General features: G+C 47.0%; 15 protein-coding genes, 1 tRNA gene, 2 pseudogenes and 1 other annotated feature. Of the genes and pseudogenes, 14 read left to right on the top strand and 4 right to left on the bottom strand.

What is annotated here, in order from left to right; all coding sequences use genetic code 11:
- Positions 1 to 162 precede the first annotated feature (162 nt).
- Both QUA07_RS12875 and QUA07_RS12870 read left to right on the top strand, forming a co-directional pair.
- Complete coding sequence (locus tag QUA07_RS12875) at positions 163 to 597, top strand: hypothetical protein (RefSeq protein WP_333325645.1); 435 nt, start codon at positions 163 to 165, stop codon at positions 595 to 597.
- 351 nt (positions 598 to 948) lie between these two features.
- Positions 949 to 1,075 (top strand): annotated as a pseudogene (locus tag QUA07_RS12870) (ISKra4-like element ISMiva1 family transposase); the annotation flags it as partial.
- A 159-nt stretch (positions 1,076 to 1,234) separates the two neighbouring features.
- Here the strand turns inward: QUA07_RS12870 and QUA07_RS12865 are convergent.
- Positions 1,235 to 2,344 (bottom strand): alpha/beta hydrolase, encoded by a 1,110-nt coding sequence (locus QUA07_RS12865; protein WP_333325642.1) that lies wholly within the window; start codon positions 2,342 to 2,344, stop codon positions 1,235 to 1,237.
- 155 nt (positions 2,345 to 2,499) lie between these two features.
- Here QUA07_RS12865 and QUA07_RS12860 point away from each other — a divergent pair, with 155 nt between their 5' ends.
- The 3 genes from QUA07_RS12860 to QUA07_RS12850 all read left to right on the top strand — a co-directional run bounded on the left by QUA07_RS12860 (position 2,500) and on the right by QUA07_RS12850 (position 12,092).
- A complete protein-coding gene (locus tag QUA07_RS12860) occupies positions 2,500 to 7,446 on the top strand; it encodes an amino acid adenylation domain-containing protein (RefSeq protein WP_333325641.1) in 4,947 nt (1,648 codons plus the stop codon).
- A 118-nt stretch (positions 7,447 to 7,564) separates the two neighbouring features.
- Positions 7,565 to 11,671: an amino acid adenylation domain-containing protein gene (locus QUA07_RS12855; protein ID WP_333325640.1), complete on the top strand. Its 4,107-nt coding sequence runs from the start codon at positions 7,565 to 7,567 to the stop codon at positions 11,669 to 11,671.
- A gap of 160 nt (positions 11,672 to 11,831) precedes the next feature.
- The gene (locus QUA07_RS12850) at positions 11,832 to 12,092 is read left to right on the top strand and encodes a hypothetical protein (RefSeq protein ID WP_333325637.1); all 261 of its coding nucleotides are present in this window, start codon (positions 11,832 to 11,834) and stop codon (positions 12,090 to 12,092) included.
- Positions 12,093 to 12,130: 38 nt separating this feature from the next.
- Here QUA07_RS12850 and QUA07_RS12845 read toward each other — a convergent pair whose 3' ends face one another.
- Entirely contained in the window at positions 12,131 to 13,540 is a 1,410-nt protein-coding gene (locus QUA07_RS12845; protein ID WP_333325634.1) for an inorganic phosphate transporter, read from the bottom strand.
- 67 nt (positions 13,541 to 13,607) lie between these two features.
- On the opposite strand from QUA07_RS12845, the gene rplS reads away from it, so the two are divergent.
- The 9 genes from rplS to rplL all read left to right on the top strand — a co-directional run bounded on the left by rplS (position 13,608) and on the right by rplL (position 18,235).
- Positions 13,608 to 13,991 carry a 50S ribosomal protein L19 gene (gene rplS, locus QUA07_RS12840; RefSeq protein WP_333047681.1) on the top strand — a complete coding sequence of 128 codons (384 nt, stop codon included), beginning with the start codon at positions 13,608 to 13,610 and terminating at the stop codon, positions 13,989 to 13,991.
- A 133-nt stretch (positions 13,992 to 14,124) separates the two neighbouring features.
- Positions 14,125 to 14,197: transfer RNA gene (locus tag QUA07_RS12835), tRNA-Trp, on the top strand.
- Positions 14,168 to 14,377, top strand: coding sequence for a hypothetical protein (locus QUA07_RS12830; protein ID WP_333054361.1), 210 nt, complete (start codon positions 14,168 to 14,170; stop codon positions 14,375 to 14,377). Before QUA07_RS12835 ends, QUA07_RS12830 begins: the two co-directional genes overlap by 30 nt.
- Before the next feature lie 151 nt (positions 14,378 to 14,528).
- Positions 14,529 to 14,762 carry a preprotein translocase subunit SecE gene (gene secE, locus QUA07_RS12825; RefSeq protein ID WP_333054360.1) on the top strand — a complete coding sequence of 78 codons (234 nt, stop codon included), beginning with the start codon at positions 14,529 to 14,531 and terminating at the stop codon, positions 14,760 to 14,762.
- Positions 14,759 to 15,397 (top strand): transcription termination/antitermination protein NusG, encoded by a 639-nt coding sequence (nusG, locus tag QUA07_RS12820; protein WP_333070762.1) that lies wholly within the window; start codon positions 14,759 to 14,761, stop codon positions 15,395 to 15,397. The genes secE and nusG overlap by 4 nt, the downstream gene beginning before the upstream one ends.
- Before the next feature lie 3 nt (positions 15,398 to 15,400).
- Positions 15,401 to 15,826 carry a 50S ribosomal protein L11 gene (gene rplK, locus QUA07_RS12815; protein WP_006635588.1) on the top strand — a complete coding sequence of 142 codons (426 nt, stop codon included), beginning with the start codon at positions 15,401 to 15,403 and terminating at the stop codon, positions 15,824 to 15,826.
- 244 nt (positions 15,827 to 16,070) lie between these two features.
- Positions 16,071 to 16,784 carry a 50S ribosomal protein L1 gene (gene rplA, locus QUA07_RS12810; protein ID WP_190663916.1) on the top strand — a complete coding sequence of 238 codons (714 nt, stop codon included), beginning with the start codon at positions 16,071 to 16,073 and terminating at the stop codon, positions 16,782 to 16,784.
- Between the two features lie 109 nt (positions 16,785 to 16,893).
- Positions 16,894 to 17,066, top strand: a sequence feature (ribosomal protein L10 leader region).
- A 29-nt stretch (positions 17,067 to 17,095) separates the two neighbouring features.
- Positions 17,096 to 17,704 carry a 50S ribosomal protein L10 gene (gene rplJ / locus QUA07_RS12805; RefSeq protein ID WP_333325630.1) on the top strand — a complete coding sequence of 203 codons (609 nt, stop codon included), beginning with the start codon at positions 17,096 to 17,098 and terminating at the stop codon, positions 17,702 to 17,704.
- Positions 17,705 to 17,842: 138 nt separating this feature from the next.
- Positions 17,843 to 18,235 (top strand): 50S ribosomal protein L7/L12, encoded by a 393-nt coding sequence (rplL, locus tag QUA07_RS12800; RefSeq protein ID WP_333080347.1) that lies wholly within the window; start codon positions 17,843 to 17,845, stop codon positions 18,233 to 18,235.
- Positions 18,236 to 18,386: 151 nt separating this feature from the next.
- Here rplL and QUA07_RS12795 read toward each other — a convergent pair whose 3' ends face one another.
- Both QUA07_RS12795 and QUA07_RS12790 read right to left on the bottom strand, forming a co-directional pair.
- Positions 18,387 to 20,015, bottom strand: a complete 1,629-nt coding sequence (locus QUA07_RS12795; RefSeq protein WP_333325627.1) for an FAD-dependent oxidoreductase — start codon at positions 20,013 to 20,015, stop codon at positions 18,387 to 18,389.
- 183 nt (positions 20,016 to 20,198) lie between these two features.
- Positions 20,199 to 20,732 (bottom strand): annotated as a pseudogene (locus tag QUA07_RS12790) (CopG family transcriptional regulator); the annotation flags it as partial.

Below are 20,732 nucleotides of genomic sequence, written 5' to 3'. Positions count from 1 at the left end.
AATGAACCCTAAACATTTAAGAAATTGGTTTGCTAATTGCTGCTACTGTACCTCATAACAGCGGGAAACGCTGTATATGCTTTAGGGCAAAACAACATGACATTTATACGAGCGTGGCGATTCATAAAACTGATGCTGGCTTCATTTAGTCTGAGTTTGTCTATGACACATTTGCTAGAGTTGCCGCAAAGAATGCAGTTTGACCAGCAACTTTGGGTGAGAGTAACGGTCTTTGAAAATGTTTATAAGTTGTTTGGCTCAGTCGGCGCAGTTTTTGAAGTTACAGCGATTTTGACAGCAATCGTGCTGGCATTTCTTGTTCGCAAACATGGTTCAAGTTTTTACTGGACGTTGGGCGGAGCAATTCTTTTGGTGCTGGGGTTTGTGAGTTGGATCATGTTTGTTGCGCCAATGAATGCTGAATTCGCCCAATGGTTGACGAATCCCGTTCCAGCAGATTGGACGCGGTATCGTGACCAATGGGAGTATGCACACGCAGTCAACGCCTTGATTAAAATCATTGGGCTAAGTTTGCTCGTGATTTCTGTGCTTGTTGAAACGCCGAAAAAGAGAGTGATCGATTCGGATCGTGAGTGAGGCTCGTTTATTAGATGGATGAGCTGCTAAAGGGTGGGGCTGCCTATGCGCTGGTAAGGTTGCTTGCAGGACATTAAAAATAAAGTAGAAAATGATGAATCTACCTCTTTGATTAAATGTTCTTTACTTCTTTCTATTCTCGGGTTATTCAAATTGGCAAAATGTTCTAAAAAACTGGTATTAAAAAAACATCGAAGGCAATGAATCAGTTTGCTTTTGTTGAAAATTTACAGCTTTACTAAAACCTCTTGCCCTTGATAAAACCCATAAACTACAACGAAGTACATTGAATTTTAGTCGGATTTAACTGTAGCATATTTTGGGTTCCAGTTAAGATGCGTTTACCCTGCCGTTGAATCAACGATTAAACGAATTGGAAGCTTGGGTGAAACTATCGGGGCGAGCGTGGAATATCGAGAGTGTTTCCTCTATCTTTTCTCTTCGCTGTGCTTATCTTAATGGTCAACTTTCAGCTTGATGTATCTGCATTCATTGAGATGCACCTGGGCGTCCCGCCCGAAGGCGTGTATTTTCACAGAAGGCGGGACACCCCACAAGAATCATCATCAAATTGTGCAACGCCGAATTTTAAGGTATCCCCAGCCACAACCTACAGGATTTTAACTCACATTTTTAGTCACGAAACTTCAGTGCAGAATGCTCTGACAGCTTCGGCAAACTGCTGGTTGTGCTCGATTAATGCCATGTGTCCTCCTCGTTTTATAGTAACTAGCTCTGCTTGAGGTAATTCTGCTTTCATTCGCAGGCTAGCTGGGGGGGTAGTGGCGATATCTGAATCGCCGCAGATCACCAACACAGGAATGTCAATTGATCGCAAAGTTTTTGTTTCGTCAAATTTGAGCATTCCCAGTGTGCCGCGAGCGAGAACGCCGGGAGAGCCCAAGGCTGATAAGAAAGCTGAGAAATCTAATTGACCCCGCGTTTCAGTGCCTTTAAATCCCGATACTTCTACACTGATGTAAAGTGAACCATTGAGATAGCTCAGCCAAGTCATTCCCCACATAATGGGTTCAAGAGCTATGGTGAGGTAGAGCAGAGGTTGAAGCAGCGGCTTCTGCAAAGCGCGTAATAAGCCGCTAAAAATAGCGGTTTTGACGGGATTAGTATAAGTGGTATCTACCAGAATTAAACCAGCTACTCGACTACCGAGAAGTTCTGGGAAAAGCCGACTGAATGTTAGAGAAATCATGCCGCCCATGCTGTGTCCGAGTAGGATAACAGGTTTAGTTCCTGCTATGGCAATGACGGCTTCGAGATCGCGGGCAAATTTTTCTAGGGAGTAGTCGCTGTTTTTTGGTCGAGTGGATTTTCCTAGACCTGGAAGATCCCAAACAATCACTCGGTAGCGATCGCTTAGTTGCCGTTTCGCGTAATACCAAACCATACTATTCGGCCCCCAACCGTGTGAGAGGATAATCGGCTGTCCGTCCTCTGGGCCGTAGAATTCTACTTGTAAAATAGTGCCATCAGGCCTCTCTACTCGCTGAACCGTACCCGTCCGCGTCGGCTTGGGTTCATCAGCACCGGGGCGGCGGAACAGTGGCAAACTGATCAAGCGCCCACCAACAGACCAAAGAAGCATCAATACTCCGCTGACTAAGTAGGAAATCCCTACAAGTGCGCCGATGTACCATTCGTAAATAATGTATATACCTCCGCCAAGTACCCCGATGGACAGCAGTCCCACCAGCCATAGGAACAGGAAATTGAAAGGCATGAACGGCATAAGCTGAAACCTTGGGTAGGATTTTGGTTGCGGATTCACACAGAATCATACTCAGGTTAGGCCACAGTAAGCAAGCGATCAGTTAAGCTCTTAATTTGTGCGCTGGTAGAATTTATTTTATTGATTTGCCCAAGTTAATGACAGGATGACTCAAAATGCCCGATCCAAAAATATCGAGTTCATCGCCAAATGCCAGAGATTCTGTCACGGTGGAGTTAGTTGAGTTTTTATCTTACCTTCGCAGTTTAGATATTAATATTTTTGTTGAGGGATATCGCCTGCGCTGCAACGCTCCAGAAGGAATTATTACACCCGAACTGCGCGCCGAAATTTCTCAGAAAAAAGCAGAAATTATTTCCTTTTTAAAAGCAGCTAATCGTACTTCTAGTTTCACTCCTACACCGATTGTTCCGATGGGGCGGGACGGAAATCTACCGCTTTCCTTTGCACAGCAGCGCTTGTGGTTTCTCGACCAATTAGTACCGAACAATCCTTTTTATAATGTTCCTGCAGCATTGCGTTTGACAGGTTCGCTCAATTTTTCGGCGCTGCAACAAACCTTCAATGAAATTGTGCGCCGCCACGAAGCTTTACGCACGACTTTAGCAGTAGTTTCGGGGCAACATGTTCAGAGAATAGGTGCTGCTTTCCATCTTCCGATTAATGTAGTGGACTTGCGAAACTTGCCAAAGGAATATCGACAAAATGAAGCAAACAGGCTCACCGCCCAGGAAGCTCAACGCTCTTTCAATTTGTCCAATGACTTGTTGCTGCGAGTCACATTATTGCAGTTAGATGATGCCGAATATTTATTAATGCTGAATATGCACCACATTGTCTCCGATGGTTGGTCTATCGGAGTGCTTATTCAGGAATTAGGCGCACTTTACACGGCATTTGCTAGCGAAAAACCTTCGCCTTTACCGGATTTGTCGATCCAGTATGCTGATTTTGCCAAATGGCAGCGCGAATGGCTGCAAGGGGAAGTTTTAGAAACGCAGCTTGCTTACTGGCGACAGCAGTTAAACGGCATTTCTATGCTAAATTTGCCTGCGGATCGACCCCGGCCAGCAATTCAAAGTTACCGAGGCAAAAGGCAATTTTTGCAACTGCCAAAACAACTGAGCGAGGCTTTAGAAACGTTGAGCCAGCGCGAAGGAGTGACGCTGTTTATGACAATGCTGGCAGCTTTTAAAACGTTGCTTTACCATTACGCCCAGCAAGAAGATATTGTGGTAGGTTCGCCGATCGCCAATCGCAACCGCAGTGAAATTGAAGCATTAATCGGTTTTTTTGTCAATAGTTTGGTGCTGCGTACAGATTTGTCGGGAAATCCAACTTTTCGGGAACTTTTAAACCGAGTCAAAGAGGTAGCATTAGGAGCTTACGCTCACCAAGATTTGCCGTTTGAGAAGTTAGTAGAAGAACTGCATCCCGATCGCGCGTTGAACCAAAATCCCTTATTTCAGGTGGCGTTTGCGCTGCAAAACGCGCCGGGGAATCGGTTAGAATTGCCAGAATTAACACTCAGCCCGCAGCAGTTAGATGTGGGTACAGCGCGGTTTGATTTGGAGTTTCATTTGTGGGAGCGATCGCCCAACAGTTCGGGAAGCAACCAATCGCCCAGCAATAAGCTGTGGGTTGATAGCTCAGAGGGCATCAGCGGCATGGTTATTTACAGCGCCGATTTATTTGATGAAGCTACGATTACCCGCCTGATCGGGCATTTTCAAACCTTGTTAGAAAGCATTGTTACAAATCCCGAACAGCGAATTGCCAACTTGGAATATTTGAGCGCCCAAGAGCGCTATCAGTTGTTAGTTGAATGCAACAATACTCAGGCGGATTATCCGCAAGATTTGTGCATCCATCAGCTATTTGAAATGCAGGCGGATCGGACACCGGATGCGGTGGCGCTGGTATTTGGAGAGGAGCGAGTCACCTATCGAGAGCTAAATCTCCGCAGCAACCAACTAGCACGTTATTTGCAAAAAATGGGGGTTGCTGCGGAAGTTTTAGTCGGACTTTGCTGCGGGCGATCGCTCGATCTGATCGTGGGGATGTTGGGTATCCTGAAAGCGGGAGGAGCTTACTTAATTTTAGATCCGAGTTATCCTGCTGAGCGATCGAGCTTTATGCTAAAAGATGCTCAAGTGTCAGTATTGCTTACCCGCCAGGGAATAAATTCCCTGTCTAATAGCGAAAGTCGTCTAAAGACGACTGAAGGAGGACAAGTTTCCAGTCGGCTGAAGCCGACTTCAGCTATGAGCCAGGGAATTTATTCCCTGGTGGATGATGGCGAAGTGCAAAATTTAGAAACACAGTCAGATGATAAAATTCACCATCCAAGGGTTGTTTTTCTAGACACAGACTGGGAGATGATTTCCCAAGAAATCGCCGACAATCCCACCAGCGCAGCCACAGCCGAAAATCTGGTTTACGCGATTTACACCTCCGGGTCCACGGGAAAGCCGAAAGGAGTTGAAATTGAGCACGGGAGCTTGTTAAATCTCGTTTTTTGGCATCAAAGAGAGTTTGGGGTGTCAGCGGGCGATCGAGCAACGCAAATTGCAGCGATCGGCTTTGATGCTTGCGGGTGGGAAATTTGGCCTTATCTCGCCGCCGGATCTAGCATCTACTTTCCAGAAGATGACATCAGGCGAGATCCTGAAAAACTGCAAAACTGGTTAGTATCAAAAGCAATTACAATTAGCTTTTTGCCAACACCTTTAGCCGAGAAAGTTTTGTTATTAGATTGGCCTCAAACAACAGCGTTGCGAATCTTGCTCGCAGGCGGCGAAAAACTGCAACAACATCCTTTAAAATCCCATCCATTTAAGCTAGTAAATAATTACGGTCCAACCGAGAATACCGTCGTCACAACTTCCGGTTATATTCCTGCAACAGAGCAAACAGACATCGCCCCGACAATTGGCCGCCCCATTGCTAACACTCAAATCTACATATTAGACAAATATTTGCAGCCAGTACCAATGGGGGTTGTTGGCGAATTGTACATCGGCGGAAACGGACTCGCCCGCGGCTACCTCAACCGCCCAGATTTAACCGCACAAAGCTTTATTGTCAATCCTTTTAAACCAAATTCAGGAGAGCGGATTTACAAAACCGGCGACTTAGTGCGCTACAGAGCCGATCGCAACCTTGAATTTTTAGGACGCATTGACGAACAAGTAAAAATTCGCGGTTTCCGCATCGAATTAGGAGAAATCGAGACAGTATTAACTCAACATCCTGCCGTGCAGCAAACTGTAGCAATAGCTTCGGAAGATGGACAGGGAGATAAACGTTTAGTAGCTTATATTGCCCTGAATCCAGAATATAGCGTTGCCCGCGAAAAAAACCAAATAATGCAATTGCAGGACGAACAGGTTTTGCAGTGGCAAATGCTCTACAATGAAACTTACAATCAACCTGCTGTTGAGTCAGATCCAACATTTAATATTGTCGGCTGGAATAGCAGTTATACTAATCAGCCAATCCCAGCAGAACAGATGCGCGACTGGGCGAACAATCAAGCCGCCCAAATTTTAGCTTTGCAGCCTAGCCGAGTCTTAGAAATTGGCTGCGGCACAGGTTTGTTGCTGTTCCAAATTGCCCCTCGCTGCACTCAATATTGCGGAACCGACTTTTCACCTATTTCGCTCAACTATATTCGGCCGCACTTGGCAAATCAACACTTAGCTAATGTAACGCTGCTTCAGAAAATGGCGACCGACTTTGAAGGAGTAGAGACAGCAGCTTTTGACGCAGTAATTCTCAACTCAGTCGTGCAATATTTCCCGACTATCGACTATCTCGTGCAGGTGCTAGAAGGTGCGGTGAAAGCAACTGCCCCCGGCGGCTTTATATTCATCGGAGATGTCCGCAGCTTGCCGTTGCTGGCAGCTTTTCACACTTCAGTACAACTGTATCAAGCCGAACCTTCTCTCGCGGGCGAACAGTTGCAGCAGCGAGTACAAATGCAAATTTTTCAAGAAACAGAGTTAGTTATTGATCCAGATTTTTTTGGCGCATTAAAGCACCGCTTTCCGCAGATTGGCGGCGTAGAGATTCAATTAATTCGCGGTAGTCTTCACAATGAGTTAACTGATTTTCGGTACAATGCTATTTTGCATATTGCGTCTGAAACAGCACGGCCAAAATCATCGCAAAAAGGGGAGTGGCTCGCAGAAAAACGGCTGGATTGGTCGGCTGTAAATCAGAATCTGACTGTTACCAAGGTGCAACAAATATTAGGGGAAAATCAACTCGATGTTTTAAGAATTGCTAATGTGCCTAATGCGCGGGTAACGGCAGCAGTTAAGGCGGCAGAGTTGCTGTCTGTTGTCGATAAATTTCCAACAGCAGGTCAGTTGCAGAAAGCCGTGGAAAAAGTCGAGGATTTAGGAGTAGATCCCGAAGCGTGGTATGCTTTGGAAGTTCCGTATAATGTTAACATTAGTTGGTCTAGTTCCGACAGTCAAGGGCGCTACGATGTAGTGTTTGCACGGGGCGAAACTAGAGATTTTGTGCGAGAAACCAGAAGCGATAACTTGCGTCCTTGGCGCTCTTATGCTAACAATCCCTTACAAGCTAAAGCAGCGCGTAAATTAGTGCCACAGTTGCAGGCTTATCTAGCAGAAAAACTGCCGGAATATATGGTTCCGTCGGCTTTTGTGGTGCTGGAGTCGCTACCGGTGACGGCTAACGGAAAGGTCGATCGCCTCGCTTTGCCTGCACCGGAGCCGATTAAGTTAGAATGGGCTGGCGGTTATGTTGCGCCTCATACTTCTATTGAGGAAGTTTTAGTGAAAATTTGGGCTGAGGTTTTGGGGATAAAGCGAGTGGGTATCCGGGACAATTTCTTTGAATTAGGAGGCCATTCGCTGCTGGCGACTCAGCTTGTTTCTAGAGTGCGAGATGCTTGCGGGGTTGAGTTGCCTTTGCGCAGCGTGTTTGAAGCGCCGACAATTGCAGAATTATCTAAGATTGTTGAGAGTTTGAAAGATAAGAATGCTAAAAGTGATGCTCCGGCTTTAGTGCCGATTTCGCGCGATAGTCGGCGGCGGAAGCTATCGTCTTTTAATGGACCTATTGCATGAATTTTTGATTGATAGAGCAACCGCAGATGAAGGGCAGATTAACGCTGATAAACGCTGATAGTTTTAAGATGGTTTTTGGCTTGGGCAAGATGTTGAATCGAGAAGGTAAATGAAAAGGATGGCTGTTGAACAGGATGCAATTTCGATAAATATGCAGCAAGAAACAGAAGTTTTTGTATTTCCAGCATCGTTTGCTCAGCAGCGGCTTTGGTTCCTCAATCAATTAGCACCGGGTAATCCTTTCTATAATGTTTCAACAGCGCTCCGCTTAACAGGTTCGCTCAACTTAAGAGCTTTAGAGCAAACCTTCAATGAAATTGTGCAGCGGCACGAAACTTTACGCACTACTTTTACGCTTTTGGAAGGGGAACTCGTACAAGTTATTGCTCCCTTTTTAACCGTATCCCTCCCCACAATTGACTTACAAAATCTCTCGCCAACTCAGCAGGAAACCGCAGCGCTGCAACTCGCAACTGATGCAGCGCAATGCCCTTTCGATTTAGCCGCCGGGCCGTTATTCAAAGTAACGCTGTTACAACTGAGTGAAACAGAACATATATTGTTGCTGAATTTACATCATATTGTGGCTGATGGTTGGTCGATTGGAGTGCTAATTCGAGAGCTGGGAACGCTTTACACAGCATTTGTAAAAAATGGGAGCTCGCACTTACCAGCACTGCCCGTGCAGTACGCCGACTTTGCAGAATGGCAGCACCAATGGTTGCAGGGCGAAGTATTAGAAACGCAGTTAGCTTATTGGCGGCAGCAGTTAAACGGAATTACGGCACTCAATCTACCAACAGACAGGCAAAGACCTGCCGTTCCATCCTACCGCGGCGCTAAACAATTTATAACACTATCACCTGCTTTGAGCGAGGCGCTAAAGTCATTGAGCCAGCAAGAAAGCGCGACTTTATTTATTACTCTACTAGCCGCTTTTCAAACTTTACTGTACCGCTATACAGGACAAGTAGATATTGCAGTAGGAACGCCGATCGCCAATCGCAACCTGAGCGAAATAGAAGCATTAATCGGTTTTTTTGTCAACAGTTTGGTGCTGCGTGCAGATTTATCAGGAAACCCAACTTTTCGGGAATTATTGCATCGGGTGAAAAACGTCGCAATGGCAGCCTACGCGCACCAAGATTTGCCCTTCGAGAAGTTGGTTGAGGAATTGCACCCCGATCGCGAGTTGAGCCGCAACCCCCTATTTCAAGTTAGTTTCACCCTGCAAAACACTCCTGTAGCAGCGCTAGAATTGCCGGGAATCGTTGGAGAGGCGATCGACTTTGACGCGGGAACCGCCAAGCTAGATTTAGAGTGCCACTTGTGGGAAAATGCAGGAAGTATTCAAGGGCAATTTGTCTACAGCACAGACTTATTTGATAGCGGCACAATTGCGCGCATGGCGGGACATTTCCAAACGCTGCTTGAAGCCATTGTTGCCAATCCCAAACAGCACCTCAGCGACTTAGCTTTGCTGACAGCGCCAGAATACCAGCAATTATTAATCGATTGGAATGACACTCAGAGAGATTATCCGCAAAACCAGTGTTTCCATCAGCTATTTGAAGATCGAGTCGCGCGTGATCCCCATGCTGTCGCCGCCGTCTTTGAAAACCAGCAGTTAACCTACCGCCAACTCAATAGCCGAGCCAACCAACTTGCACGTTACTTGCAGCAATTGGGAGCAGCACCAGAAGTTTTAGTGGGGCTTTGTGTAGAACGTTCCTTAGATGCGATCGTCGGATTGCTAGGCATTATCAAAGCAGGCGCAGCCTACCTGCCTTTAGATCCAACTTATCCTCAAGAGCGGCTTAACTTCATGTTAGAAGATGCTCAGGTGTCGATTTTGGTAACTCAGCAGCACTTAGCCAAAAACTTGACGCAGCCGGAAAATTACGGAGTTTTTTCAGTAGTGTGTTTGGACTCCGACAGAGAAATTATCGCCCAACAAAGCCCAGAAAACCAAACTACAAATATCCTACCAGAAAACCTAGCCTACGTCATTTACACATCTGGTTCAACCGGAAAACCCAAAGGCGTTTTAATCGAACATCGGGGACTCTACAACTTAGCCCTAGCTCAACTTGAAGTTTTTAACTTAAACTCAAATCACCGCATTTTGCAATTTGCATCCCTGAGTTTTGATGCCTCAATTTTTGAGATTGTCATGGCATTGGGAACCGGAGCAACACTTTACTCAGCCAAGAAAGAATCTTTGTTGCCCGGACAAACATTAATCCAATTTTTGCAGGACAATGCTATTACCCACGCTACCCTCCCGCCCTCGCTGCTAGCTGTCCTTCCAAACGCCGAACTTCCCGCACTGCAAACAATCATCTGTGCTGGCGAATCTTGTTCCCCGGATATTGTTAAACGCTGGGCTTCCATGCGCAGATTTTTTAACGCTTACGGCCCTACAGAAGCGACAGTCTGGTCAAGTTTGGCCGAAATTGGCGATTCCCTGCGGGATAGCTTCGCTTCACGCAAAAAACCGCCCATCGGCCGCCCAATAGCTAACACTCAACTCTATATTTTAGATAAAAATTTACAGCCTGTACCCGTTGGAATTCCCGGTGAATTGTACATCGGCGGCAGCGGATTGGCGCGAGGCTACCTGAACCGCCCCGAATTAACCGCCCAGCGATTTATTGCTAATCCCTTTAGCCAGAAAGCAGGAGAACGAATTTATAAAACTGGTGACTTAGCTCGCTATTTTCCCGACGGCAATATTGAGTTTTTAGGCCGCACTGACGAACAGGTAAAAATTCGCGGTTATCGAATAGAATTGGGAGAAATTGAAGCGCTGCTGGTTCAGCATCCAGCAGTCAAAGAAACAGCGGCGGTTGCTGTGGATGATTTGTCGGGCAACAAACGCCTAGTTGCTTATGTCGTCCCCAATCACAATCAGACGCTTAATCCAGGGGAAATACGCAAATTTCTACAACAACAACTGCCCAATTACATGATTCCCAGTGCTTTTGTGGCGATGGATTTTCTGCCCCTAACTCCCAATGGCAAAATTGACCGCCTGCGCCTACCTGCACCGGGAAATCTAACTACCAATTCAATAGATAAAAGCTGCATTGCACCTCGCACACCAACCGAGTCAACCCTCGCCCAAATTTGGGCCACAATCCTCAACGCAGAGTGCGTTGGCATTCGCGATAACTTCTTCGATTTGGGTGGAGATTCGCTGCTGGCAATCCGCCTCATCAATGAGATTAACCAGCAATTTCAGCGCGAATTGCCGCTGTCTGCTCTTTTTTTAAATCCGACAATTGAAGGTTTAGCCGATTCGCTATCTTCAGAAACAAATTCTCTGGAATGGTCGCCTTTAGTTGCAATTAAGCCTCGCGGTAAAAATCCCCCGTTCTTCTGCGTTCATCCCATCTTTGGCGTCGTGTTTCCTTATGTCGAGTTAGCATTTCAGCTAGGAGAAAATCAACCGTTTTACGGGCTGCAACCAAAGGGTATTGACGGCGAAAGTTCTCCGCTAACTAGCATTGAAGACATGGCGACTGACTACATCGCAGCCTTGCGTACCGTTCAACCAAAAGGGCCTTATTTTTTAGGAGGCTGGTCTTTTGGAGGTTTGGTTGCTTTTGAGATGGCTCAACAGTTGCTCGCAGCGGGGGATGAAGTGGCTTTACTTGCTGTGCTGGATACTTTAGCTCCGGTTTCTGCTAACAAACCTTCTTTTTGGGACGGTTGCAAGTTTATTCTGACTACTGTTTCGCGCTCTATCTGGCCTTTTGTAGTAGATTATTTTCGCTTGGTGGCTGCTGGGGAAAATGTTCAAGTTGGCGGTATTGCTGCCAGGTTTCCTAAATTAAATAAGATGCTTAATCTAGTAGCTAATTTTTGGCATCGCTGGAATTGGAAACAGGCTATTATGGTTAGCATCCTATCTCAAGAGTCAAAAGAACGGAGCTGGCGCGAGCTGGCAATTCCTTCGATGTTTACTGTATTTCAGGCTAACAGTCAAGCAACTATCAGCTATGTACCGAAAATTTATCCGCAGCGAATTACTCTGTTTAGATCGAGGGAACAGCTAAGCATGAGTCATCAAGATCCGACTCTTGGTTGGAGCGAATTAACGACGGAAAAAGTAGAGGTGATTAGAGCTCCTGGGAATCATCTTACTATGTTGAGAAAGCCTAACGTTGAGGTGTTGGCTCAAAAGCTGAAGCATTGCTTTGAGGAGGAATTAAGTGATTGAGGAACCCGCGTGCTTGTGTGTCGAATAAAATAATCTTTATCACGTTTGTAGTGAGGACTAAAGTCCTCAGAGTTTTATGAGACTAAAGGGACACGGCAATGCCGTGTCCCTACGGTACAGGAATACGCTTTATCACGTTTGTAGTTAGGATGTAAAAAAATTGCGATCGCCCGAAGAACACTTTTTGCAACTAGAAATCATCATGCAGCGCCACGCCGCAGCACTCGAAGCTGAAGTCAGAGCTTTGCAAGCCGCTGACGAAACCGCCCAGTGGCCTCCTGACTGGAAGCGTTGCTATAATTGGCGTTTCGCTAAAATTTTCGCGTCTGTGAAGATTTTTCGCAACTGGGGTGCAGATGCTGGGGCTTGGAAACTTTTGCCTTCGCGAGTTTATCCCAACCGAGGCAATCAGAAGGATTAGTCGGCAGTTGACTGTTCTGAAATGCCTCAATCTAAAATCTAAAATCGCACAATCCATTGCGCGATGCTGAAGATGATAGCACCCAAACCTGCTGCGATCGGAATTGTCACCAGCCAAGCCGAACCAATGGACAGCAAAGTTTGCAAGCGTACTGTTTTCCAAGCTTTGATCAGCCCGACTCCGACGACTGCACCGACTAAAGCGTGGGATGTGGAAACTGGCAAACCGAAGCGGGATGCTAGCAAGACTGTGGTGGCTGTGGCTAATTCCGCGCAAAATCCGCCGCTTGGTTGGAGTTCGATGATCTTTTCGCCGACTGTGGCAATTACATTTTTACCCCAGATAGTTAAACCGATGACTATTCCTGCGCCTCCGAGGACTAAAATCCACAGGGGAACGCTGAAATCTCCTGAGGGAAAGGAACCTGTGCGCCGGATGTAGGCGATCGCAGCTAGGGGAGCAACGGCATTGCCTACGTCGTTGGAACCGTGGGAAAATGCTACAAAACAGGCGCTTAAGACTTGAAATCTCGCCATTTGTTGCTCGATGGGAGAGTGGCGGGGAGGGGGAGAGGGGAAGAGGGGGAGAGTGGGAGATTGGGAAAATATTCCCTCTTTCTTATTCCTTGCATCCGTTACATCCGTTACATCCGTTACAAAATCCGCTGCCGAACCTTCTTCCTTCTCAACTGATTCTAATTTTTTCCAGCTAGTGAGTGTGAGGCCGATCGCCCCCATACTCCCGATGCCAATGACAATATCGTGAATTGGCAGATTCCAGCCAAATCGATCGTGCGCGGCGGCGATCGCCCCTGTCTGCACCAAAGCAACATCCACAACAGACGGCAGTACAATTATCCCAAATACGCTCAGCATTGCTGCACTCAGCCAAGGTATCCACTCGCGCATTTGAGATAGAGGATCTGGTCGATCGAGAATCGAATACTTCACGACACTGTAAAATAGCGCTGCTAAAGCACCGCTGGCAACAGGTGTCGCCAGCCAAGTTAGGGAGATGGTGCCGATGGTTCGCCAATCAACCGCATTAACTCCGGCTGCAACACAGCTAAAACCCGCGATCGCACCCACCACTGCATGGGATGAAGAAACCGGCAAACCTCGACTGGTAGCAATTTGCAGCCATATCCCGCAAGCTATCAGCACTGACACCATCCCGATTAAAAATACTTGCGGTTGGGTGGCGAACACTTGTGCATTCACAACTCCTGTTGCCAGAGTTTCGGAAACTCCTTGCCCAAACAGCACTGCGCCGGAAAACTCCAGTATGCCTGCAACAATTATTGCCTGCCGCAGCGTTAGAGCCTTCGAGCCTACTGATGTCCCCATCGAGTTAGCGACATCGTTGGCCCCCAAATTGGCGGCGACGTACAAGGCCAGTGCGGCCATTGCCCCTAGTTGCAGAAATACGACCCCAGAGGTATCTAACATAGAAATTTTTTGACATAAAACGGGCATTTCGATATATGATAAGGGATTGTGAGTTTTGGTAAATCCGATGAAAGGCGCAGAAATAATCCGTTCTATCGAGACGGCAGAAATAAATAGAGTCAAGGTAGAACTCAGCAAAGTTCTCCCCGAAATTTACGTCGGCGACACAGTGCGAGTCGGCGTAAGAATTAAAGAGGGTAACAAAGAACGGGTTCAGCCCTATGAAGGGACTGTGATTGCCATGCGTAACGGCGGGATTAATGAAACAATCACCGTCCGCCGCGTGTTTCAGGGCGTCGGAGTGGAACGGGTGTTTTTGATTCACTCGCCCCGCATCGCGACGATCCAAGTGATGCGCCGCGGGAAAGTCCGCAGAGCAAAACTTTACTACCTGCGCGATCGGGTGGGCAAAGCTACTCGCGTCAAACAGCGGTTCGATCGCTCCCTGTAGGAATGCACCCAGCTTCCCTTTGGTTCATGGTTCATGGGAAATTAAAAAATTTCAAAAAAAGTTTCCCATTTACGAGCGCACTGTGTTAAAATAGAAATCTAGAGGTTAAGCGAATTTCAGCAACCTCACCTGTGCGCTCTTAGTTCAGTTGGTAGAACGCAGGTCTCCAAAACCTGATGTCGGGGGTTCAAGTCCTCCAGGGCGCGCTGAATCACCAAACTTTAAATTCTGCCCGAAAGCGCCCGGACTATTGGCTGGCAACAGTCAAAACCGCAAACTTTCGGGTAGAATTAATTTTTGTGGGCGGTTCGCAAAAAATGCCATCAACAAATGCTCGGTGTGGCTTCTCGATCATCGGTTTCGGCGATCGGCATTTACGCCGTTGATTGGTTGGGCTTGTAAAAAAGTCGTGGCTTTAGATTTGAGATTTGGGACTTGGGCGTAAGTGGTTAGTGTCACGAAATCTGAGAGCCGCGGGCCACTCACACCATCTAAAATCTAAAATCTAAAATCTAAAATCGCAAGGGGGATTAAATCGTGGCGAAAAAAGACGAAGCTCAAGAAACTCAAGAAATAACGGCGCCTGGGTTTGACCCTGCGGGTTTTTTTAAGGAAACTAGAGAAGAACTCGACAAAGTGGTTTGGCCCAGCAGGCAGCAGCTAATCAGCGAGTCTTTGGCCGTGCTTTTGATGGTAATCCTCTCAGCAAGCCTGATCTATTTGGTGGATAATTTCTTTAACTGGGGCGCGGGAAAGGTGTTTGGGCCATGACTTTTGCATCAGAAGAATCTGAGTATTCCACAGAAGCGACGGGACAGGCAGCATCGCCAGAGGTGCCGGAGATTGATGCTCGTTGGTATGCTGTTCAAGTTGCCTCTGGCTGCGAAAAGCGCGTGAAGGCAAACTTGCAGCAGCGGATTCAAACTTTGGATGTTGCCGATCGCATCGTTCAAGTCGAAATTCCGCAAACTCCGGCAATCAAAGTCGGCAAAGACGGTTCCAGGCGGCAGTCAGATGAAAAAATCTTTCCCGGCTACGTACTCATCCGTATGTTTATGGACGAGGATACGTGGCAGGTGATCAAGAATACCCCGAATGTAATTAATTTTGTCGGGGCAGAGCAGAAACGCCGCTACGGGCGCGGCAGGGGTCACGTCAAACCGCTACCTCTGAGTCATTCGGAAGTAGAACGGATCTTCAGAAACGCTCAGGAATCAGAACCAGTTGTCAAAGTATCGATGTCTACTGGAGACCACGTTGTGGTACTTTCCGGGCCATTTAAGGATTTTGAAGGTGATGTGATTGAAGTTAGCCCGGAACGAAACAAGCTCAAAGTTTTACTCTCGATTTTTGGGCGCGATACGCCTGTAGAATTGGAGTTCAATCAGGTTCAGAAACAGAACTAACTAATGGCAAAGAAAGTTGTTGCAGTAATTAAGTTGGCGATTACGGCGGGAAAAGCCAACCCAGCTCCTCCGATCGGCCCAGCTCTGGGTCAGCACGGCGTCAATATTATGATGTTTTGCAAGGAGTACAATGCTAGAACCGCAGACCAAGCAGGTCTGGTGGTTCCGGTAGAAATTTCGGTTTTTGAAGACCGCAGTTTTACGTTTATTCTCAAAACTCCGCCGGCGTCGGTTTTGATTCAAAAAGCCGCTGGCATTGCTAAGGGTTCGGGAGAACCTAACCGCAAGCAAGTAGGGACGATTACACAGGCTCAGTTACGAGAAATCGCTGAAACCAAAATGCCTGACCTCAATGCTAATGATGTTGAGGCTGCTATGAAAATTGTGGCAGGAACGGCTAAAAACATGGGCGTGGCGATCGCGGATTGAAGGAAGAAGGAAGAAGGAAGAAGGAAGAAGGAAGATTTTTCCTAGTCCAAGTTCCAAATTGCTAATCCAAAATTCGTGATTTTGAAGGTAAAATCTTCAATCTAAAATCCAAAATCGATCGGTTCAGGGGGAGAAGCAAAGCTTCGCTAGTAACCGAAAACGGGTAGATTTTAAGATTGTCCGATAGGTTCAATCTAAAATCTAAAATCTAAAATCTAAAATCGACTGACCCCAGGAGATAACAATGGCAAAGAAAGTATCGCGAAGACTGCAAGAACTTCAAAAGAAAGTTGAAGACAGACCTTATCTACCGCTGGAAGCTCTGCAACTTTTGAAAGAAACAGCAACCGCTAAGTTTGGCGAAGCTGCTGAAGCTCACATCCGTTTGGGAATTGACCCGAAATATACTGACCAACAGTTGCGGACAACTGTATCGCTACCAAAAGGAACTGGTCAAGTAGTCAGAATTGCGGTGATTGCTAAGGGCGAAAAAGTTAAAGAAGCTCTGAATGCCGGCGCGGATATTGCTGGTTCGGAAGAGTTGATCGATGAAATTCAGAAGGGCATGATGGACTTCGATTGCCTGATTGCTACCCCAGACGTGATGCCGTTGGTGGCAAAATTGGGTCGGTTGTTGGGCCCGCGCGGTTTGATGCCTTCTCCGAAAGGTGGCACGGTGACGACTGACATTGCTCAGGCGATTAACGAGTTTAAAGGTGGTAAACTAGAATTCCGTGCCGATCGAACTGGCATCGTTCATGTTATGTTTGGCAAGGCAGCTTTCTCAGCGGAAGATTTGCTCGTCAACCTTCATGCTTTGCAAGAAACTGTTGACCGCAACCGTCCTTCTGGTGCTAAAGGTCGCTACTGGCGCAGTTTGTACGTATCGGCAACAATGGGCCCGTCGATCGAAGTCGATATCAGTGCTCTGCGCGATACCAAACTTGATGCTGCGTAGAAAGAATTAAGCAGAAGGCAGAAGGTAAAAGACAGCTTCGGCTGTCTGTGTAAATCTCTCACAAGACTTACGCCAGACCCTTGCTAATCTCTGCCTTCTGATGATAGCCTAATCAAAAATCAATAAGCTGAAGACCGCAGGTGCCGACCGCTTAATTTCCTGCCGAGGCTGAAGAAATAAAAACTCAAGACTCAAAGATTAGAAATTTTCTATTTTTAATTCTGACTTGTTAATTTTTAATTCTCTGCCCCGGCTCTAAGGTCGGGGTTTTTGGTGGGCAGTTTTCGATCCTAAAAGGAGGTGAAATAAGTATGGGCAAAAGTTTAGCAGTAAAAAATGAGATTATTGCAGACCTCAAGCAAACCTTGAGCGAATCTCAACTGGCGATCGTGATCGACTACACGGGCTTAACTGTTGCTGAAATCACAGATTTGCGTCGGCGTTTGCGTCCGAAAGGCAGCAGTTGCCAAGTGGCAAAAAACACGCTGATGCGAATTGCGGTTGAAGGCAACGAAACCTGGCAGCCGATACAAGAATTGCTGACCGGTACGTCGGCGTTCCTGTTCGTCCAAGAAGATATTGGCGGCGCGATTAAAGCTTACCAAGAATTCCAAAAAGTCTCTAAGAAGACTGAACTTCGCGGCGGCGTGATGGAAGGACGGGTACTGAAAGAAGCTGATGTTAAAGCATTAGCTGATCTGCCGTCGAAAGAACAACTCATGGCTCAAATTGCTGGCGCTATCAACGGTGTCGCAACCAAGTTGGCTGTGGGTATCAATCAAGTTCCTACTTCGATCGCTCGCGGTCTTAAAGCTTATGCTGAAAAAGACGGCGGTTCAGCAGAAGTAGTAGCAGAAGCACAACCAGAAGCACAACCAGAAGCGCAACCAGAAGCAGAAGCAGAAAGCGCATCTGTGTAAGTCATTAGTAATTAGTCCTTAGTCCTCAGTCATTAGTATTTAGCAATAGATAGAAGACTGGAGACGAAAAACTAAGGATGAATGAGCAAATCTCAAATCCCAAATCCCAAATCTACAATCGAACTAGGAGTTTAACGAATGTCTACTGCAACTGACGAAATCTTGGAAAAACTTAAGTCTCTGACTTTGCTCGAAGCTTCTGAATTGGTCAAGCAAATTGAAGAAGCTTTCGGCGTCAGCGCTGCTGCTCCTGTCGGCGGCATGATGATGATGCCTGGTATGGGTGGTGGTGCCGCTCCTGAACCCGTAGAAGAGCAAACTGAATTTACTGTCATGCTGGAAGAAGTTCCTGCTGACAAGAAAATCGCAATTCTGAAGGAAGTCCGCGCAATTACCGGTCTGGGCCTGAAGGAAGCAAAAGATTTGGTAGAAGCCGCACCGAAAGCAGTTAAGGAAGCTATTGCTAAGGAAGCTGCTGAAGAAATGAAGAAACAGCTTGAAGCTGTGGGCGCAAAGATTTCTATCAAGTAGTCAGAGAAGGTAGTTGATATCAATTCCGGTGACACCGGAATGATGGTTGACTGTTGACTGTTGACTATTCCCTAAAATTAATCGCGCGATAGTTACATCTTTCGCGCGATTAATTATTTTTGGTGTAGGGAAACGGCTTTGCTGTGTCCTCTTAGATTTTAGAGGCGGCTTCCATTTGCCGCACTACTGTTAAAGCTGAATAGGAAACGCCGGCAGTTCCTTCTCCGGGATGGGTGGAGTCGCCTACTAACCACAAGTTTTTAATTGGTGTGCGGTTGGCAAATCCGAAGGGGCCGAAGGTGGGTATTCGCTGGCCGATGCCACCCACAACGCCTCTATCTCTCGCTGTGTAGCGGGCAAAGGTGCGGGGTGTGGCGGCTTCTTGGTGTACGATCGACTCTGGCGTCAAATTGAAATATTCGCTCAAACGCGCGATCGCCCCGACCGTATATTTTTGCTTTAATCCTTCATAATCAACCGAATTCCACCACATTCGAGTATCAGTAAATGAGGAAGCGATAATTGTCGCCATTCCTTTCGGCGCTCGGCCATCACCCGGATGACTGACTGAAACAAATAATGAATTATTCTCCCCAATCTCGCCGTCGTAATCGTAAAGAAACTGAAGGTGCGGCGGACAATTTGCTGGAATTGCGCTTTCATGCACTCCCAAATATATCACGAAAGCACCGGATGCGGGCGGCAATTTATCGACTCGATATTTGTAGCCTGCCATTTGATTTGGGAGTTTGTTTGTTGTCTCTGAACTCTCTGATTTAACAGATAAATTCTCGGTTAAATTATCTGTTAAATTTTCTATAATCGGCTCGCTTGACAACAATTTTACTAAATTTTGCGCGGTCACGTTGGCAACAATGCGATCGGCTGTTTCTGTCCAAACTTCGCCGGTTTTTTGATTGCGAATCACTGTACCGGTGGCTTGGCCGTTGGCCGTGACAATACTTTCAACTGTGTGCCGCAACAGGACTTTGCCGCCGTCTCGTTCGATCGCCTCTACAAGTTGATCGCTCAACACCTGCATACTTCCTTGTAGATGATACAATCCCTGCGGCTCTTGCGAAACTCCTAAAGCCGTGGCCGCGTAAAGTAGCGCCGTTTCTTCGGTATCGACTTGAGAATACAATTTTAACTGCAAATCCAGAAAAGTTTTCAAGCGCAAATTGTCGCCCAACCCACAAAGCCGCAAAGCATCTCCCACTGTCATAAAAGTGAAAGGCAAAGTAATTAGAGTATCGGGGCGAACTGCTTGAATTAATTGCCAGAAATCCCAGAAGTTTCTGGGCGGTAAAACTGGATCGCGCCCTTGAAATTTCCAGCTAGCTTTGAACAATGCAGACAATAATTGCCAAAAAGGTTCGCTTCCAGGAAACTGCCGCTGCCTTTCTTCCTGCCACTTTTGCGGATCTCGCCACACGCTAATCGGTGCGGTTTCTCCCGGCAAAAACACCGCACAAGCGGGATCGCAGGGTGTCGCGGCGGGAAGTTCTATATCTAATTCTGAGAAAATTCGGTGGTGAATGCCTCCGGGTTCCAATCCTGCAACCTGCGTGGCGCCAACATCGAAGGTAAAGCCTTTGCGTTTGAAGGTGGAAGCGCATCCTCCGGGGACGATCGCCTGGTCTAAGACTAGCACTTTGTATCCTCTGCGGGCTAGCAGGGCTGCTGCTGTCAGCCCGCCGATGCCGCCTCCAATTACTGTGACGCGGCCCTTAGTGTCTGCTGGATTGGATTTGCTCTCAGGGGTGCGATCGCCTCTCATAATTTATTTATTGTAATATTTCTTAATAGTATGCTCATATTTTGCAATAAAAAGCTCTTGTAGCGACAGGTTGAAATCTATCGCTACAAGAGGAAGGAGTCCGAGTTGAGTGGACATTTCAGAGGTAAGGTGCAGCCGGATCGCCCCAAGCAACCCGAGTTTTTGCCGTAGCCGATTGGAGAATCAGGGACGCCGCCACTTGTTGAGATAAGCTTCGCCAATCCCAGCCACAGCCTGCATTTGAGTTAGCTGTTCCCGCAAAGCTTTGATGGTTCTTAGCTGTTCTTGAGACTGTTGCTGCAAAGCGTCGTAATTTCGCTGTATCGCTGCACTCTGGCTCAATTCATTTTCCAGATATTGCAACTTGGCCAGTTTAACTTGGAAGTCGCCGATCGCACTTGACTTTTCTGCTAACTCGTGCTGTAAAGATTCGTAACTCGACTTCGACACGGTTTCCTGGAATTGGCTTTCGAGATTTTGCTTTTCGGTGGCGAATTGCTGCTGCAAAGATTCCAGAGCAGCGGATTTTTCGCCTAGCTGTTGCTGCAAAGATTCCAGAGCACTGGATTTTTCGGCTAGCTGTTGCTGAAACTCGTGTTCGCGGTGTTCTTTTTCAGCGAATTGCTGCTGCAAGGATTCCAGAGCGCTGGATTTTTCGGCTAGCTGTTGCTGAAACTCGTGTTCGCGGTGTTCTTTTTCAGCGAATTGCTGCTGCAA

Origin of the sequence: Microcoleus sp. T3_A4 (assembly GCF_036700465.1) — a bacterium.
In the GTDB taxonomy this organism is placed as follows: Bacteria; Cyanobacteriota; Cyanobacteriia; order Cyanobacteriales; family Microcoleaceae; genus Microcoleus.
The sequence above is the reverse complement of the archived record's forward strand: the minus strand, read 5'-3'. Positions and strand labels throughout refer to the sequence as shown.